22 protein-coding genes are annotated in these 16,790 nt (G+C 53.7%); 10 read left to right on the forward strand and 12 right to left on the reverse strand.

The genetic code is table 11. The features are described from left to right. Nucleotides 1-15: 15 nt before the first annotated feature. Genes rpoN through AAF463_RS02395 form a run of 7 tightly spaced genes read right to left on the reverse strand, consistent with a single transcriptional unit; the run spans nucleotide 16 to nucleotide 5,889 of the window. Entirely contained in the window at nucleotides 16-1,455 is a 1,440-nt protein-coding gene (gene rpoN / locus AAF463_RS02365; RefSeq protein WP_350261466.1) for an RNA polymerase factor sigma-54, read from the reverse strand. A gap of 48 nt (nucleotides 1,456-1,503) precedes the next feature. Then, nucleotides 1,504-2,229 (reverse strand): LPS export ABC transporter ATP-binding protein, encoded by a 726-nt coding sequence (lptB, locus tag AAF463_RS02370; RefSeq protein ID WP_008104371.1) that lies wholly within the window; start codon nucleotides 2,227-2,229, stop codon nucleotides 1,504-1,506. Between the two features lie 5 nt (nucleotides 2,230-2,234). Beyond that, complete coding sequence (gene lptA, locus AAF463_RS02375; RefSeq protein WP_036648348.1) at nucleotides 2,235-2,789, reverse strand: lipopolysaccharide ABC transporter substrate-binding protein LptA; 555 nt, start codon at nucleotides 2,787-2,789, stop codon at nucleotides 2,235-2,237. Next, nucleotides 2,764-3,336 (reverse strand): LPS export ABC transporter periplasmic protein LptC, encoded by a 573-nt coding sequence (gene lptC / locus AAF463_RS02380; RefSeq protein WP_101762281.1) that lies wholly within the window; start codon nucleotides 3,334-3,336, stop codon nucleotides 2,764-2,766. Before lptC ends, lptA begins: the two co-directional genes overlap by 26 nt. Then, the gene (kdsC, locus tag AAF463_RS02385; protein ID WP_101762280.1) at nucleotides 3,333-3,899 is read right to left on the reverse strand and encodes a 3-deoxy-manno-octulosonate-8-phosphatase KdsC; all 567 of its coding nucleotides are present in this window, start codon (nucleotides 3,897-3,899) and stop codon (nucleotides 3,333-3,335) included. The genes lptC and kdsC overlap by 4 nt, the downstream gene beginning before the upstream one ends. Nucleotides 3,900-3,911: 12 nt before the next feature. Beyond that, nucleotides 3,912-4,892, reverse strand: coding sequence for an arabinose-5-phosphate isomerase KdsD (kdsD, locus tag AAF463_RS02390; RefSeq protein WP_101762279.1), 981 nt, complete (start codon nucleotides 4,890-4,892; stop codon nucleotides 3,912-3,914). Nucleotides 4,893-4,905: 13 nt separating this feature from the next. Continuing rightward, the gene (locus tag AAF463_RS02395; protein WP_101762278.1) at nucleotides 4,906-5,889 is read right to left on the reverse strand and encodes a calcium/sodium antiporter; all 984 of its coding nucleotides are present in this window, start codon (nucleotides 5,887-5,889) and stop codon (nucleotides 4,906-4,908) included. Nucleotides 5,890-6,116: 227 nt separating this feature from the next. Between AAF463_RS02395 and mlaF the strand changes: the two genes are divergently transcribed. The 7 genes from mlaF to murA all read left to right on the forward strand — a co-directional run bounded on the left by mlaF (nucleotide 6,117) and on the right by murA (nucleotide 10,897). After that, complete coding sequence (gene mlaF / locus AAF463_RS02400) at nucleotides 6,117-6,932, forward strand: phospholipid ABC transporter ATP-binding protein MlaF (RefSeq protein ID WP_008104360.1); 816 nt, start codon at nucleotides 6,117-6,119, stop codon at nucleotides 6,930-6,932. Between the two features lie 4 nt (nucleotides 6,933-6,936). Next, nucleotides 6,937-7,719 (forward strand): lipid asymmetry maintenance ABC transporter permease subunit MlaE, encoded by a 783-nt coding sequence (gene mlaE / locus AAF463_RS02405; protein ID WP_007886633.1) that lies wholly within the window; start codon nucleotides 6,937-6,939, stop codon nucleotides 7,717-7,719. Between the two features lie 4 nt (nucleotides 7,720-7,723). Next, nucleotides 7,724-8,260: an outer membrane lipid asymmetry maintenance protein MlaD gene (gene mlaD / locus AAF463_RS02410; protein WP_101762277.1), complete on the forward strand. Its 537-nt coding sequence runs from the start codon at nucleotides 7,724-7,726 to the stop codon at nucleotides 8,258-8,260. 18 nt (nucleotides 8,261-8,278) lie between these two features. Continuing rightward, nucleotides 8,279-8,914 (forward strand): phospholipid-binding protein MlaC, encoded by a 636-nt coding sequence (gene mlaC, locus AAF463_RS02415; protein ID WP_101762276.1) that lies wholly within the window; start codon nucleotides 8,279-8,281, stop codon nucleotides 8,912-8,914. After that, nucleotides 8,914-9,219 carry a lipid asymmetry maintenance protein MlaB gene (gene mlaB / locus AAF463_RS02420; RefSeq protein ID WP_008104353.1) on the forward strand — a complete coding sequence of 102 codons (306 nt, stop codon included), beginning with the start codon at nucleotides 8,914-8,916 and terminating at the stop codon, nucleotides 9,217-9,219. The genes mlaC and mlaB overlap by 1 nt, the downstream gene beginning before the upstream one ends. Before the next feature lie 114 nt (nucleotides 9,220-9,333). Beyond that, nucleotides 9,334-9,591 (forward strand): BolA family iron metabolism protein IbaG, encoded by a 258-nt coding sequence (gene ibaG, locus AAF463_RS02425; protein ID WP_008104351.1) that lies wholly within the window; start codon nucleotides 9,334-9,336, stop codon nucleotides 9,589-9,591. 46 nt (nucleotides 9,592-9,637) lie between these two features. Beyond that, nucleotides 9,638-10,897, forward strand: a complete 1,260-nt coding sequence (murA, locus tag AAF463_RS02430) for a UDP-N-acetylglucosamine 1-carboxyvinyltransferase (protein ID WP_110868080.1) — start codon at nucleotides 9,638-9,640, stop codon at nucleotides 10,895-10,897. A 67-nt stretch (nucleotides 10,898-10,964) separates the two neighbouring features. On the opposite strand, the gene AAF463_RS02435 is transcribed toward murA, so the two are convergent. After that, the gene (locus AAF463_RS02435; protein WP_101762273.1) at nucleotides 10,965-11,246 is read right to left on the reverse strand and encodes a helix-turn-helix domain-containing protein; all 282 of its coding nucleotides are present in this window, start codon (nucleotides 11,244-11,246) and stop codon (nucleotides 10,965-10,967) included. Between the two features lie 236 nt (nucleotides 11,247-11,482). Then, entirely contained in the window at nucleotides 11,483-12,454 is a 972-nt protein-coding gene (gene ispB / locus AAF463_RS02440) for an octaprenyl diphosphate synthase (protein ID WP_101762272.1), read from the reverse strand. A gap of 252 nt (nucleotides 12,455-12,706) precedes the next feature. Here ispB and rplU point away from each other — a divergent pair, with 252 nt between their 5' ends. The 3 genes from rplU to cgtA all read left to right on the forward strand — a co-directional run bounded on the left by rplU (nucleotide 12,707) and on the right by cgtA (nucleotide 14,716). Continuing rightward, nucleotides 12,707-13,018 carry a 50S ribosomal protein L21 gene (gene rplU, locus AAF463_RS02445; protein ID WP_007886644.1) on the forward strand — a complete coding sequence of 104 codons (312 nt, stop codon included), beginning with the start codon at nucleotides 12,707-12,709 and terminating at the stop codon, nucleotides 13,016-13,018. A gap of 15 nt (nucleotides 13,019-13,033) precedes the next feature. Continuing rightward, nucleotides 13,034-13,291, forward strand: coding sequence for a 50S ribosomal protein L27 (gene rpmA, locus AAF463_RS02450; protein ID WP_007886647.1), 258 nt, complete (start codon nucleotides 13,034-13,036; stop codon nucleotides 13,289-13,291). Between the two features lie 249 nt (nucleotides 13,292-13,540). Further along, entirely contained in the window at nucleotides 13,541-14,716 is a 1,176-nt protein-coding gene (gene cgtA, locus AAF463_RS02455; RefSeq protein ID WP_008104343.1) for an Obg family GTPase CgtA, read from the forward strand. Nucleotides 14,717-14,756: 40 nt separating this feature from the next. On the opposite strand, the gene AAF463_RS02460 is transcribed toward cgtA, so the two are convergent. From AAF463_RS02460 to AAF463_RS02470, 3 genes are read right to left on the reverse strand one after another with little or no spacing between them, the layout of a single operon-like run. Next, nucleotides 14,757-15,173 carry a hotdog fold thioesterase gene (locus tag AAF463_RS02460; protein WP_101762270.1) on the reverse strand — a complete coding sequence of 139 codons (417 nt, stop codon included), beginning with the start codon at nucleotides 15,171-15,173 and terminating at the stop codon, nucleotides 14,757-14,759. A gap of 3 nt (nucleotides 15,174-15,176) precedes the next feature. Then, nucleotides 15,177-15,935 (reverse strand): 2,3-dihydro-2,3-dihydroxybenzoate dehydrogenase, encoded by a 759-nt coding sequence (gene dhbA / locus AAF463_RS02465; RefSeq protein WP_101762269.1) that lies wholly within the window; start codon nucleotides 15,933-15,935, stop codon nucleotides 15,177-15,179. Beyond that, entirely contained in the window at nucleotides 15,932-16,786 is an 855-nt protein-coding gene (locus AAF463_RS02470) for an isochorismatase (RefSeq protein ID WP_110868078.1), read from the reverse strand. Before AAF463_RS02470 ends, dhbA begins: the two co-directional genes overlap by 4 nt. Between the last annotated feature and the right edge of the window lie 4 nt (nucleotides 16,787-16,790).

Consider the following 16,790-nt stretch of genomic DNA (forward strand, 5'->3'; position numbering starts at 1 on the left):
TCCTTCTTCGTTCGGTCAAACCAATTGCTTGCGCTGGTTTGATGGCGGTATAGATAAAGACTCGCGATATTTAGCAACCGTACGTCGCGCAACCATGATGCCCTGTTCGGATAACATGGAGGTCAGTTTGCTGTCGCTCAAGGGTTTTGCGGGGTTTTCCGCCGAGATTAATTTTTTCACTAATGCACGAATCGCCGTGGAAGAGGCTTCGCCGCCGCCTTCGGTGTTGACGTGACTGGAGAAAAAATACTTCAGTTCAAAGATGCCACGCGGGCTGTGTAAATACTTTTGCGTGGTCACGCGGGAAATGGTGGATTCATGCATATCAACAGCTTGGGCGATATCCGCCAACACCATCGGACGCATGTACTCCTCACCCTGCTCAAAAAACGCCTGCTGCTGTTCAACGATACAGCGTGTCACTTTCAGCAGCGTGTCGTTGCGGCTCTCCAGGCTCTTAATCAGCCACTTGGCTTCCTGTAAGTTGCTGCGAATAAACTGGTTATCGCTTTCATTACGGCCAGCTCCGCCCATCGCCGCATACTGCTGATTGATTTTCAGGCGCGGCATGCTGTCGGAATTGAGTTCAACCGTCCAGCGCTTGCTGATTTTGCGCACCAGCACATCGGGAATGACATATTCCGGTTCGCTGGTGTTGATCGACTGGCCTGGGCGCGGATCGAGTGACTGAATCAGCAGCATCGCCTCTTTCAGCACTTCTTCCTTCAGACGGGTTACGCGCATTAGGCTGCGGAAATCATGGTTGGCCAGCAGATCGAGATGTTCGCTAACAATCAGGCGTGCTTCCGCCAGCATGGGCGTGGCGGCAGCATATTGCGACAGCTGGACTAACAGGCAATCACGCAAATCACGTGCACCGACGCCAATCGGATCGAAACGCTGCACGCGCTTGAGCACGGCTTCGACTTCTTCCAGCGCCAACTCTTCATCACCAATGCTGTCATAAATGTCTTGTAAGCTGACGGTGAGATAGCCGGTGTCATCAATGGCATCAACAATTGACGTGGCAATCGCGCGATCGGTATCAGTGAACGGCGTTAACTCAACCTGCCACATCAGGTAATCCTGCAGCGATTGGGTGGTTTCGCCTTGGTAGATCGGCAGTTCGTCATCCAGGTAATCGGTGCCGGTGCCTGACGGTGTGCCTGCGGTGTAGATTTCGTCCCAGGTAGCGTCGAGCGGAAGCTCTTCAGGCATATCTTTCTGTTCAAGCGCTTCGCGCGTGTCTAACGAATCACTTTCCTGATCCTGAAATTCACGTGCGTCAACTTCTTCGTGCAGTTCGGTTTGTTCAAGCAGCGGATTGCTTTCCAGCGCCAGTTGCAGTTCTTGCTGGAGTTCAAGCGTAGAGAGTTGCAGCAAGCGAATGGCTTGCTGCAACTGTGGAGTCATCGCCAGCTGTTGGCTGAGCCTGAGTTGCAAACCTTGCTTCATAATTCGGTAAGAATTTCCTAAGCAAACGTAGGGTGTTACAACACCTTATCAGAGTCTGAACTCTTCGCCCAAATAAACACGCTTAACCTGCTCATCTACAAGAATTTCATCAGGCGTGCCATGGGCAATTAAATGTCCCTGGCTGACGATATAAGCGCGTTCACACACCGCGAGGGTTTCACGCACGTTGTGGTCGGTAATCAGCACGCCAAGGCCACTGTCACGCAGATGCTCGATGATTTTCTTGATGTCGATAACCGAGATCGGGTCAACACCGGCAAAAGGTTCGTCCAGCAGGATGAATTTCGGATTAGCCGCCAGCGCGCGGGCAATTTCCACACGACGGCGTTCACCACCCGACAGCGCCTGGCCCATGCTGTCGCGCAGATGGCCAATATGGAACTCTTCCATCAGCTCGTTGGCCCGATCCTGACGCTGTTCTTCGGTTAAATCATCACGGATCTGCAGCACAGCCATCAGGTTGTCGTACACGCTCAGGCGACGGAAGATCGAAGCTTCCTGCGGCAGATAGCCGATGCCGCGACGGGCGCGCGCATGCAGCGGCAGAATGCTGATGTCTTCATCATCAATCACGATGCGGCCGGCATCGCGCGGCACAATGCCCACCACCATGTAAAAGGTGGTGGTTTTACCGGCACCGTTTGGGCCCAGCAGGCCGACAATCTCGCCGGATTTTACCTGCAGGCTAACATCTTCCACCACGCGGCGGCCTTTGTAGGCTTTCGCCAGGTTTTCAGCGATTAGTGTAGCCATAGCAATCAGTTACTCTTTTTAGGGCTCGCGGACGAACCGTTTTTGTCCTGCAGCTGCGACGGTACCAAAACGGTAGTCACGCGCTTGCTGTCGCCCTGGCTGAACGCCTGCATCTTCTGCTCTTTCACCAGGTAAGTGATGCGGTCGCCTTTGATGTTGCTGTCCTGCTGCTGAATGAAGGCATTGCCGGTCAGCTCAACAAAATCGTTCGCCAATTCATAGTGCAGTTTACTTGCGTGGCCTTGCACCGGCTTACCGTTATCCTGCATCTGATAGAAGGTGGCTGGCGTGCCGTAAGCATCAACAATGGTTTTTTTGCTATCGCCGCCCGGACGAGTGACCACCACTTTATCGGCGGTAATCTTGATGGAACCCTGCGTCACAATTACGTTGCCGGTAAAGGTCGCGACGTTGCCCTGCAGATCCAACGCCTGGTTAACGGAGTCGATATTTACCGGTTTGTCTGAGTCGCCGGTTAATGCCAGCGCAGGCAGGCTCGTTGCCAGCAGCGTACTCACCAGCAATAACTTAAGGCTATTTTTGTTCATTTTGAATTTCATAGGAAGTTTTGACCTTTTCAAGCAGCTCAGCATGTTTCGTCCGTAAATTGCCGCGCATTTTCATGCCAGTGGAATTAAAACTGCGGCCAAAAAGGGTGACTTGATCGTCAGATGTCACATCCTGGGTGACCAAATTAACCTGAGCGTTATCGGTAAGGATGCGCTCAAGCTGTGAATCCTGAGTCAAAGAATTGACAACAACGTTGCCGTAAAGATAAAGCATACGATCTTTGGTCAGCTTTGCCTTATCGGCGCGTACCGACCATGTCGCCACTTTATTTACGTCATAGGTGGTCATCACCGGATTATCGAACCAACTTATCTCATCGGCAGCAAAGTAGGTCACTTTATCGGAGACCAGCTTATAGCCCAGCGCGCCTGTGGGGTTATACACCACCGTGTTCGATTTCTCGCTGGTGTAGGTTGGCGCTTGATCGTTGGTTGCCACCGGCGTTCTGTCGTCATCCTGGTTGGTGAGATTCCAGCCGATCAGCACTAAGGCGATCAAGGCCAGGATCAGCGTCATCCAACGCCTGCTCTTACTCATATTGATTGCCCTTTGGCATCCTCAAATTTGTTCTGCGCCATCAAAATCAGATCGCACAACTCACGTACCGCACCGCGGCCACCAGCAATGCGGGTCACATAATGCGCGCGCGGCAGTAAAATCGGGTGAGCATCAGCAACGGCAACGCTCAAACCCGCCTGCGCCATTACCGGCCAGTCGATCAGGTCATCGCCAATGTAGGCGACCTGATCGGCCGTTAATGACAGTTTATCCAGGAGTTCCCGCCAGGCCAAAAGCTTATCCGATTGTCCCTGGTAAAGATGCGTAATGCCGAGCGTCTTACAGCGATCTTCCAGCAATTTTGCTTTGCGGCCGGTAATAATAGCCACTTCGACGCCGGAGGTCAGCAGGCAACGCACGCCATAACCATCACGCACGTTAAAAGCTTTCAGCTCTTCACCGCTGTTGCCCATATAAATGACGCCATCGGACATCACGCCATCAACGTCACAAATCAGCAGGCGAATCTTCGCAGCACGCGCCATGACGTCCGCGCTCACCGGACCGTAGCAAGTCTCGACCATCGCCGTTTCAGCACTCATTATTTCTTCCTGTTAGACCACGCCAGCGCGCAGCATGTCATGCATATGTACCACACCGAGCAGGCGATCGTCATCGGCCACCAGCAGGGCGGTGATGTTTTTGTTTTGCATCAAATTAAGGGCGTCAACAGCCAGCATGTTGGGGCGCACGCGAATGCCGCCGCTGGTCATCACTTCCTGAATGGTGGCTTTCTGGAAATCGATGCCCATATCGAACACGCGACGCAAGTCACCATCGGTAAAGATGCCTTCGATTTTCATTAGGTCATCGACGATCACCGTCAAACCGAGATTCTTACGGGTAATTTCCAGCAGCGCATCACGCATCGACGCATCACGGCTAACGTGCGGGATCTCATCGCCGCTGTGCATGATATCGCTGACGTGCAGCAGCAGTTTGCGGCCCAGCGCACCGCCAGGATGCGACAGCGCAAAATCTTCCTGGGTAAATCCGCGCGCTTCCAGCAACGCCACGGCCAGCGCATCGCCCATCACTAACGTCGCGGTGGTGCTGGTGGTCGGTGCCAGGCCGAGCGGACAAGCCTCCTGCGGCACTTTCACGCACAGATGCACATCCGCAGCGCGGCCCATCGCACTATCTGGACGACCGGTGATACAAATCAGCTGCACTTTCTGGCGCTTTAACACCGGCACCAACGCAAGGATTTCTCCGGATTCACCGCTGTTAGAAATCGCGATAACCACATCATTGGTGCTGACCATCCCGAGATCGCCGTGGCTGGCTTCGCCGGGATGCACAAAGAACGAGGGTGTACCGGTGCTGGCAAAAGTCGCGGCCATTTTTTTCCCGATATGCCCGGATTTGCCCATGCCCATCACCACCACTTTGCCGCGGCAGGCAAAGATCATCGCGCAGGCGCGATCGAAATCATCATTGATATATTGATCAAGCTGCTCCAGCCCTTCGCGTTCGATGCGCAGCACCGCTTTGCCTGCTTGCTGAAAATCGAAATCCGGTTGCTGATGTGACATGGTCAGTCCGTCCTTAATAGCTTGTGATAAGCATGGGGCTCAGCCATAGCCACAGCACCCACGCGATAAAACCACCTAATAATAGTGTGCCTGCGATACGACCAATACGGCGTTTGCGCAGCAGGCAGAGCAGGGCGAACAGTACGCTCACTGCCAGCATCACCCAGTAATCACGTGCGAAGGCATGCGCATCAACGCTGCCGGGATGAATCAGCGCCGGCAGGCCGAGAACAATCGCCAGATTGAAAATATTGGCGCCGATCAGGTTACCGATCGCGATATCGTCCTCACCTTTCAGCGCGCCAGCCACCACGGTGGCCAGTTCGGGCAAACTGGTGCCGACGGCGATTAGCGTCAGGCCCATCACCAGTTCGCTCACACCAAAGTAGTCGGCAAAGACGGTAGCGTTGTCGATCACCATACGCGTCGACATCGGCAAAATAATCAGTGCAACCGCCAGCCACAGAAAGGCCACGGTGTTGCCTGCCTCATCGCGCGGCAGCTCCGCCAGCTGTTCGCGGGTTAGCGTGTCGTTGTTATCGCGTTCAGCACGACGAGCAATGCGAATCACCACCAGCAGATAACCCAATGCAATCAGCAGTAACGCGATGCCGTCGAGTCGACTTAAATAGTTATCAAACAGCATGATGCCGCTGAGCAGTGAGACTAGCAGCATTAATGGCAATTCGCGCCGAATCAGATTGGAGTGTACTGTCAATGGGTGGAGCAGTGCCGCGCCGCCCAGAATTAATAGAATATTGGTGATGTTCGAGCCCAACGCGGTGCCAACCGCTAAATCCATCTGCCCATGCTGTGCGGCCGAAAACGAGACGATCAATTCCGGTAATGATGTGCCAATGCTTACCACCGTCATACCAATGATCAGCGGTGGGATGCCAAAGGATCGACAGAGGATCGCGGCGCTAAATACCAAACGGTCGGCACCGTAAACCAGTAAAATCAATCCGATAAACAGCAAGGCAGAGGCTACGAACATTAAAAATCCTTGATGGATGGAGGTGTCGGCGAACCTTGTCCGACGGGTAAAAACATTCTGCACGCACTAACAGGCGCTGATTTTGACTGTCTGAGAGGCAAAAGTAAATTTTAAGGCCGTTTTCGCCACACTAAGTGGGTAAGTTTCTGTAAAACTATCGTGCATTCGAGGCTACCAGGCTACCATCCACAGCTTTGATAGCGCCCGATCCGCATAAAGAGGTAAAGATGATCCAGCAGCAAACGAATCTGGTTGAGGTTCGTGGCGTCAGTTTCACGCGCGGAGATCGTACTATCTTCGACGACATCTCGTTAACGGTACCTGCCGGTAAAGTCACCGCGATTATGGGCCCGTCCGGAATTGGCAAAACCACATTATTGCGTCTGATCGGTGGGCAATTACAGCCTGATAAAGGCGAGATTTGGTTCCGCGATCAAAATATCCCGACGCTTTCCCGCACCAAATTGTACGAAGCGCGTAAAAAAATGAGCATGCTGTTTCAGTCCGGCGCGCTGTTTACCGATCTCAACGTGTATGAAAACGTTGCCTGGCCGTTGCGTGAACATACGCAGCTGCCGCCAGAGCTGTTGCACAGCACCGTATTGATGAAGCTGGAAGCGGTGGGTTTGCGTGGAGCCGCTAAACTAATGCCTGCCGAACTTTCTGGCGGTATGGCCCGCCGTGCGGCGCTGGCGCGTGCTATCGCGCTGGAACCCGAACTGATCATGTTCGATGAGCCTTTTGTCGGCCAGGATCCGATTACCATGGGCGTGCTGGTGAAGTTAATTGACGAACTGAATCATGCTCTGGGCCTGACCTGCATCGTGGTTTCACACGATGTGCCTGAGGTCTTGAGCATTGCCGATCATGCCTATATTGTTGCCGGACAAAAAATCATTGCTCAGGGTAGCGCGCCGGAACTGCGGGAAAATCCCGATCCGCGTGTGCGCCAGTTTATCGAGGGTCATGCGGATGGTCCGGTGCCTTTCCGCTTTGCCGCTGGCGATTATCTCAGCGACTTGACCCGCTCAGGGAGAACGTAAACTGATGTTGTTACAGGCGCTAGCGTCATTTGGACGTCAGGGAATCAATACCTGTGCCGCTTTTGGCCGCGCAGGCCTCATGTTATTTCATGCGTTAGTCGGTAAGCCGGCGTTTCGTCGCCATGCGCCGCTGCTGGTGAAACAGCTGTATAGCGTGGGCGTGTTATCGTTACTGATCATCGTGGTATCTGGCTTGTTTATTGGCATGGTGCTGGGTCTGCAAGGCTATCTGGTGCTCACCACTTACAATGCGGAAACCAGCCTTGGCATGCTGGTGGCGCTCTCGCTGCTGCGTGAGCTCGGTCCGGTCGTCACGGCGTTGCTGTTTGCAGGCCGTGCGGGTTCAGCGTTAACCGCTGAAATCGGGCTGATGAAAGCCACCGAACAGCTCTCCAGCATGGAGATGATGGCCGTCGATCCGCTACGTCGCGTGGTATCACCGCGTTTCTGGGCCGGATTTATCAGCATGCCGTTGCTGGCGTTGATCTTTACCGCCGTTGGTATTGCCGGTGGCGCGCTGGTTGGCGTGAGCTGGAAAGGGATCGATCCCGGTTTCTTCTGGTCGGCGATGCAGAACGCGGTAGATTTCCGCACTGATGTCGTTAACTGCATGATCAAAAGCGCAGTCTTTGCCGTCACGGTAACCTGGATTGCGCTCTTTAATGGCTATGATGCCATCCCGACCTCGGAAGGGATCAGTCGTGCGACAACGCGTACCGTGGTGCATGCTTCACTGGCGGTACTCGGTTTGGATTTTGTGCTGACAGCACTGATGTTTGGGAATTGATGCAATGCAAAGCAAGAAAAACGAAATCTGGGTTGGCGTCTTCATGCTGGCTGCGCTGCTGGCGCTGTTATTCCTCGGCCTGCGCGTTGCCGATCTCAAAACTATCGGCACCGAACCAACGTGGAAGATGTATGCCACCTTCGATAATATCGGCGGACTGAAAGTCAGTTCTCCGGTGAAAATTGGCGGCGTGTTGATTGGCCGGGTGTCAGATATTGCGCTGGATGAGAAAACCCTCTCACCGCGTGTGACCATGGATATTAGCGATAAATACGCTAATAAGATTCCCGACACCAGCTCATTAGCCATCCGCACTCAAGGCCTACTCGGTGAGCAGTTCCTGGCGCTGAATTTAGGTTTTGACGATCCCGAGCTTGGCTCTTCTATGCTGAAAGATGGCGGCACGCTGCGTGACACCAAGTCGGCGCTGGTACTGGAAGACCTGATCGGTCAATTCCTCTATAAAAGCGGCGATAACAAATCTGACGATAAATCACAGGGTGCGCAGAGTGCACCGGCAGCACCTGCAACAACGGAATAACCTACGAGGTAAAACATGATGTTTAAACGTTTACTGATGATTGCCCTGTTGGCAATCGCACCGCTGGCAGCCAACGCCGCAGCGGATCAAACTAATCCTTACAAGCTGATGAACGAAGCGGCGGAAAAGACCTTCACCCGCCTGAAAAACGAACAGCCGAAGATTAAGCAGGATCCGAACTATCTACGCGAAGTGGTACGTCAGGAACTGATGCCGTACGTACAGATAAAATATGCCGGTGCGTTGGTTCTTGGTCGCTATTATCGCGATGCGACACCGGCGCAACGTGATGCCTACTTTGCCGCGTTCGGTGATTATCTGGCACAGGCTTACGGCCAGGCGCTGGCGCTGTACAACGGTCAAACCTACCAGATTCAGCCGGAGCAGCCGATTGGCGATGCCAATATCGTGGCGATTCGCGTCACCATCATCGATCCTAATGGGCGTCCGCCTGTGCGTCTCGATTTCCAGTGGCGTAAGAACAGCCAAACTGGCAACTGGCAGGCGTATGATATGGTGGCCGAGGGCATCAGCATGATCACCACGAAACAGAATGAGTGGGGCGATCTGCTGCGTACCAAAGGCATTGATGGCTTGACGGCTCAGCTGAAAACCTATGCCGCACAGCCGATCACCCTGGATAAAAAGCAATAATGAGTGAACCGTTACGCTGGCAGCGCACTGCCAGCACGCTGGCCTTAAGCGGCAAATTAGATCGTGATACTTTGCTGACCTTGTGGCAGGAACGTGACACTGCGGTGGCGGATATCACCACCATTGATGTCGCCGGGCTGGAAAGGGTGGATTCAGCGGGTTTAGCGCTGTTGGTGCATCTGCGTGAAATTGCGCGTGCTCAAGGCAGCGCACCACTTTTCTCTGGGATCTCCGATAAACTCCAGTCACTGATCACGCTGTATAACCTGCAGCAGATTATTGTTTCTGCGGAAAAAATCGCCTGATCAAATGATGTCGATGCTAAGCCCCTGATTTTTTCAGGGGCTTTTGCGTATTTAAGAGTCAGACGCTTTCCTCTAAGATGTCTGCCTTATTATTATTAAGCGAAGTAATGAGCGATGGAAAATAGTGAAGTTCAGGCCGTGCTGATGCAGGCGCTGGCATTAGAAGAAGTACACGTACTTAGCAACGATGGCAGCCATTTTCAGGTCATCGCGGTGGGCGAAATGTTCGGCGAACTGAGCCGCGTGAAGAAGCAGCAGGCTGTGTACGCGCCGCTGATGGAATATATTGCGGATAACCGTATTCATGCGGTTTCCATCAAAACTTATACCCCAGCCGAGTGGGCGCGCGACCGTAAACTCAACGGTTTTTAAGTGCCTCACCGGTTGTTTTATTGATAGATAATTGAGAGCGGTGTTAATGGACAAATTTCGTGTGCAAGGCCCCACCCGTTTAAGTGGTGAAGTGACCATTTCCGGGGCGAAGAATGCTGCGTTGCCGATTCTGTTTGCTGCGCTGCTGGCTGAAGAGCCGGTAGAGATTCAGAACGTACCGAAGCTGCGTGATATCGATACCACCATGAAGCTGCTGAATCTGCTGGGTGCGCGCGTTGAGCGCAATGGTTCGGTCCACGTTGATGCTCGCGAAGTTAATGTTTTCAGTGCGCCATACGATTTAGTGAAAACCATGCGTGCTTCGATCTGGGCGCTGGGTCCGCTGGTGGCGCGTTTTGGTCAGGGCCAGGTTTCACTGCCGGGCGGCTGCGCTATCGGTGCACGCCCGGTCGATCTGCACATTACTGGCCTGGAACAGCTGGGTGCGGAAATTAAGCTGGAAGAGGGCTACGTTAAAGCTTCTGTCAATGGCCGTCTGAAGGGCGCGCATATCGTGATGGATAAAGTGTCTGTCGGCGCTACCGTTACCATCATGAGCGCGGCCACGCTGGCCACCGGCATCACCATCATTGAGAACGCCGCGCGTGAGCCGGAGATTGTCGATACGGCAAACTTCCTCAACACGCTGGGTGCGAAAATCACCGGCGCGGGCACAGACAAAATCACCATTGAAGGTGTTGAGCGTCTGGGCGGCGGCGTTTATCGCGTGCTGCCAGATCGTATCGAAACCGGTACATTCCTGGTCGCAGCAGCCATTTCACGGGGCAAAGTTGTTTGCCACAACACGAAGCCAGATACGCTGGATGCCGTGCTGTCTAAATTGCGTGAGGCTGGTGCAGAGATCGAAGTGGGCGAAGATTGGATCAGCCTGGATATGCACGGTAAGCGTCCAAAAGCGGTGAATATCCGTACCGCGCCGCATCCTGGCTTCCCTACTGACATGCAGGCGCAGTTCACACTGTTGAACCTGGTGGCAGAAGGTACCGGTGTGATTACCGAAACCATCTTCGAAAACCGCTTTATGCATATCCCTGAGCTGATTCGTATGGGCGCGCACGCGGAAATTGAGAGCAATACAGCGATTTGTCATGGCGTAGAAACCTTGTCGGGCGCGCAGGTGATGGCCACCGATCTGCGTGCATCAGCGAGTCTGGTGCTGGCGGGTTGTATCGCGGAAGGCACCACGATAGTGGATCGTATCTATCACATCGACCGTGGCTACGAGCACATCGAAGATAAGTTGAAAGCGATGGGTGCAAATATCGAGCGCGTAAGCGGCGAATAATTTCTGCTTCGTAGATCAAAAAACCAGTCACGGCAACGCGGCTGGTTTTTTTTCATTGGTATTACAGTCAGATCTTTTTACGATCCTTCGGCGATCGTATGCACTTCTTGCGATCCAATAACTGGCCGGTAACAGGATCGTAATATCGGCTTGGCCAGATGTCTGCCGGATGAACCTTGATCGCATTGGCGATTAGCCACTCACCTTTGGGCCAGGGACGCGACAGCGCATTGGCCAGCGTTGAGGAGCTGAGCCCTGATTCGCGTGACAGCGCTGCCAGTGATGTGCCTTTCTTACGTAATGCAGCAATGATATCTGCCGGGTGCCAATCCGCTTTCCTTGTGTACATAACTCTCTTCTCCATGTCCGTGTTATTACTTCATCTCCGCTGTAAAAAGGCGCTCCCGTGGCAGAGATATCTGGAAAAAACCCGCGTTTTTATAGCAAATGTTTCCCGTAATTTTCCAGTAAATGTTTGGCCGGCGCACGAAACTGCGTCGCTTTTCGCAAAAGCGATGCAAGAGATGTAAGTAAAAAGGGAGAAGAGTGAGGAAGGAAACGGGGCCTGAGAAGGCCCCGTTGAAATCAGAAATCGCGCTGTACTGACATGTGCGCCAGCGCTTCGAGGGCGCTGCGCCACGGGCTTTCGGGTAATACCTGCAGGGCTGCGATGGCTTTATCGGCCTCTTCTTCAGCGCGTTTGCGCGTCCACTCCAGCGAGCCAGTCTGTTGCATCGCTGCCAGCACCGGTTCCAGCAGATGACGACCGTTACCTTCTTCAATGGCTTTACGGATCATCTGCGCCTGCTCAAGCGTTCCGTTGTGCATCGCGTGCAGCAATGGCAGCGTCGGTTTACCTTCGCTCAGGTCATCACCGGTATTTTTGCCCAGCGTTTCACCATCTGCGCTGTAATCCAGCAAATCATCAATTAACTGGAAAGCGGTGCCAAGGTAGCGACCATAATCCTGTAACGCCTTTTCCTGCGCGGGCGTCGCCTCAGCTAAAATCGCCGACGCTTGCGAAGCAGCTTCGAACAGGCGAGCGGTTTTGCTGTAGATCACCCGCATGTAGCTCTCTTCAGTGATATCGGGATCGTTGCAGTTCATTAACTGCAGCACTTCTCCTTCGGCGATCACGTTGACCGCTTCCGACATCAGCGCAAGGATCTTTAAGGATCCCATGCTGGTCATCATCTGGAATGAACGCGTATAGATAAAATCGCCCACCAGCACGCTTGCCGCATTACCGAACGCGGCGTTAGCGGTGGCTTTGCCACGGCGCATATCGGATTCATCCACCACATCATCGTGCAGCAGCGTCGCCGTATGGATAAATTCGATCAGCGCCGCATTAGTGATGTGCAACGATCCCTGATAATTCAGCGCGCGTGCCGACAGCACAGCGATCATCGGACGGATGCGTTTGCCCCCGCCGCTGATGATGTAATAGCCCAACTGGTTAATCAGTGAGACTTCTGAATTCAGCTGCTCGAGGATGGTCTGGTTGACGGCCGCCATGTCCTGCGCGGTTAATTCATTAATCTGTTCTAAGTTCATTCGTCTTTTCAGCTTTACTCGTTTTTTGCATGGTAAGCGCTTTACACAGCGTGAGTTCAGGTAATCTGTTACTGATTGTACTTGAAAAATCGGGTTGCGAAACGTTTGCATTCGCCTTGCGCTTTTTTTCTGCAAGAGAGTGCAAAGTGCTCTTGTCTTCTGCTGGAGTATTGCGTAGAATTCGCGCCCTATTGTGAATATTTATCGCGCCGCCTGATGAATAGAAAGGCACGCGCAGAAGCGGAGTTTTATATGTACGCGGTTTTCCAAAGTGGTGGTAAACAACACCGAGTAAGCGAAGGTCAGACCGTTCGCCTGGAAAAGCTGGACATCGCAACCGGTGAAACCATTGAGTTTGACCAGGTTCTGATGATCGCAAATGGCGAAGACGTGAAAATCGGCGCGCCACTGGTTTCAGGCGGTGTGATCAAGGCAGAAGTTGTTGCTCACGGTCGTGGCGAGAAAATTAAAATCGTTAAGTTTCGTCGTCGTAAACACTACCGTAAGCAAGCTGGTCACCGTCAGTGGTTCACAGATGTGAAAATCACTGTGATCGGCGCGTAAGAGGAGATCTGACAAATGGCACATAAGAAGGCTGGTGGCTCGACCCGTAACGGTCGCGACTCCAACGCAAAACGTCTGGGTGTAAAACGTTTCGGTGGCGAATCTGTTCTGGCAGGTAGCATCATCGTTCGTCAGCGTGGCACCAAATTCCACGCAGGTAGCAACGTAGGTTGTGGTCGTGACCACACCCTGTTTGCCACCGCAGACGGCAAAGTAAAATTCGAGATTAAAGGCCCGAACAACCGTAAATATATCAGCATCGTTGCTGAGTAAGGTTGTCGTGCTGCAGACGTCTAACGTCTGAATACACGAATGAAAGGCCCCGCAGCTTTGCGGGGCTTTTTACATTCTGCTACTGAGCTTGCTGGATAACAGTTACGCTTTAGCACAGTTGTTGTACAATTTATGTACTCCTGGCTTTGCCAGTCTTGTATTATCCGCCGTCGGTCAGCGCAGAAGACCCTGGCGGACCCGTTTGCGGCCTGCAAGCTGCCGTGAACGACAGCGTGACGGAGAAATAAAATGAAGTTTGTAGATGAAGCGACGATCCTTGCGGTCGCGGGTGATGGCGGCAATGGTTGCGTAAGCTTCCGCCGTGAAAAATATATTCCAAGAGGCGGCCCGGATGGCGGCGACGGCGGCGACGGCGGCGACGTGTATTTGTTGGCGGATGAAAACCTCAACACCCTGATCGATTATCGCTTTGAAAAGTCTTTCCGTGCCGAACGTGGCCAGAATGGCCAAAGCCGTGATTGCACCGGTAAACGTGGTAAAGACATTATCGTTAAAGTGCCCGTTGGTACCCGCGTAATTGACCAGGGTACCGGCGAAACGCTGGGCGACATGACGCGTCATGAGCAGAAGCTGATGGTGGCGAAAGGCGGCTGGCATGGCCTTGGTAACACGCGCTTTAAATCCTCAGTTAACCGTTCCCCGCGTCAAAAAACCATGGGAACACCGGGCGAGAAGCGTGATCTGCAACTGGAACTGATGCTGCTGGCTGACGTTGGTATGTTGGGTCTGCCGAATGCCGGTAAATCGACCTTTATTCGCTCGGTATCCGCAGCGAAACCCAAGGTCGCGGATTATCCGTTCACTACGCTAGTGCCAAGCCTTGGCGTGGTGCGTATGGACAACGAAAAGAGCTTTGTTGTCGCCGACATTCCTGGCCTGATTGAAGGTGCAGCGGATGGCGCAGGTCTGGGTATTCGCTTCCTGAAGCACCTTGAGCGCTGCCGCGTGCTGTTGCACCTGATCGATCTTGCCCCTATCGATGAATCTGATCCGGTAGAAAATGCCCGCATCATTCTCGGCGAACTGGAAAAATACAGCGATAAGCTGTTCCAGAAGCCGCGCTGGTTGGTGTTCAACAAATGTGACCTGCTGAGCCGCGAAGAAGCGGAAAGCCGTGCCAAAGCGGTAGTGGAAGCATTAGGCTGGGAAGAAAAATATTACCTAATCTCTGCGGCTAGCCATGATGGCGTGAAAGATCTTTGCTGGGATGTGATGAGCTTTATCATCGAAAATCCAAAAGAAGCCGAAGAAGAAGCTAAAGAGCCAGAGAAAGTGGCCTTCATGTGGGATGATTATCACCGTGAAGCCATGGAAACGGCGCAGGAAGTGGAAGAAGACGACGATTGGGATGACGACTGGGACGAAGAGGACGACGAAGGCGTCGAAATCATTTACCAGCGTTAATCGTACAAAAAAGCGGCCCGAAGGCCGCTTTTTTTATGTCTTAACCCAGCACCGCCACCGTCAATCTCGAGGTGCAGCACAGTTGGTCGCGGGCGTTACGAATCTCAATCTGCCAGCTTTGATTACGCGCACCAAGGTGTAGCGGGCGGCAAATACCGCGCACTTCACCGCTGCTTACTGCACGATGGTGGCTGGCGCTCACCTCAATCCCCACCACGCTTTTACCTTCTTCGATGCTGAGATAACCGGCAATCGATCCCATCGACTCCGCCAGCACCACAGAAGCGCCGCCGTGCAGCAGGCCAAACGGCTGATGCGTGCGGGCATCCACCGGCATGGTGGCTTCGAGATAATCTTCACCGATGGTGGTAAACACAATGCCAACGTGTGCCACCAGCGAGTTTTCACCCATCTTATTCAACGTTTCAACATCGACCGAACGTTTCCAGATTGCCATAACTTAGGATCCCAGCGTTGCGCCACCGTCGACCACAATATCCTGCAGCACCACGTGGCTGGCAAGATCCGACGCGAGGAACATCACGTTAGCAACGATCTCCTGCGGTTTAGCGATCTTACGCAGCGGGATCCCCAGCTTGTACTGATCCGGGAAACCATTGATCATCTCCTGCTCGGCTTCTGGCGTATGCCACAGGCTGCGTTGCATATCGGTATCGGTGGAACCCGGAGAAACGATATTGCAGCGCACGCCGTAAGGCGCCATCTCTAAACCCACGGTCAGACACAAGCTGCGCAACGCCGCTTTGGAAGCGCCATAAGCGGACATACCAAGGCGCGGCGCATGTGCCGCATTAGAGGCGATAGTCACAATCGCACCCGCACGCTGCTGGCGAAACACCGGCAAGGTTTGCTGAAACAGGTTGAACGCGCCGCCGGCATTCACCGCCAGACACGCCTGCCAATCGTCGAACGACAGTTCATCGGTGCTGCCAATACGCAGGATGCCGGCACCGTTCACCAGCACATCGAGACGCGGCTGATCTGCCAGCAAACGCTGACAAACCGCTTTCACCTCGGCGGCGTTCGCCACATCCAGCACCTGCGTGGTGAAAGGATAGTCGGCCTGTTCGAAACGCAGATCGAAGCCGATAACCTGCGCGCCCGCCTGATGGAAGCTCAGCGCGGTGTGGTAACCAATACCTTTGCCTGCGCCGGTTACCCAGACGATTTTTCCACTGAAATCGAAAGTTGCACTCATTTAGCTGGCACCCTTGATAACAGCGCCCACCAGCCATCGATGGTCGGATTTTTTGCCAGACTGACGAAATCGATGTCGCTGTGCACCTGACGCCAGCGCGCCGCCAGCGCCATCACGCGTACTGAATCCAGACCGTAATCGATCAGGTTCTCGTCATCTGCAGGCACATCGTCATCTTCCAGCAGCGGCAGAATCAGCGCACGCAGATCGTCTTTGCTCAACGGCAGCGGCATCAGGTCGGCGGTCATCACTACTTTACCGCTGCGACCTGCGGTGTAAGTCAGCGCCATCATGTGCTCTTCGCGCGTGAAGTCGGCCAGCGCATCCGCCACCATAAATGGCTGGATATTACGCATAAAGGCGTCAGTCGCGGTGGTCAGGCAACCGATGTGCGCGTACACGCCGGTGATGATCAACTGATCGCGGCCCATCTCCTGCAGGATCGATTCCAGCGGTGAGCGCACGAAGGCGCTGTATCGCCATTTGGTCAGTACCTGATCGTCCTGATCCGGTGCCAGCGCATCAACGATCTTCTGCTGATCCGGATGTTTGTTCAGGCCCGGCCCCCACATGTCGTTGAGGAGTGCGCGATCGGCATCGCTCTGTTCGTTCGGCTGAGCGGTATAGAACACCGGTATGCCCTGCGCTTTGCAGTAAGCACGCAGACGAGCGATGTTTTCCACCACCTGATTAACCAGCGGGCTGTTTTCGCCCCAGAAATTAAGGAAGTAAGCCTGCATATCGTGAATCAGCAGCGCGGCACGCTGAGGCTCAAGCGCCCACTTCACTTTGTTGGTAGGCAGTTCAGTCGCTGCGGGCAGCGCGTAAGCGTTCAGTTTTGGAATAGCCATTACA

The organism is Pantoea sp. BJ2 (assembly GCF_040255075.1).
Taxonomy (GTDB): domain Bacteria; phylum Pseudomonadota; class Gammaproteobacteria; order Enterobacterales; family Enterobacteriaceae; genus Pantoea; species Pantoea leporis.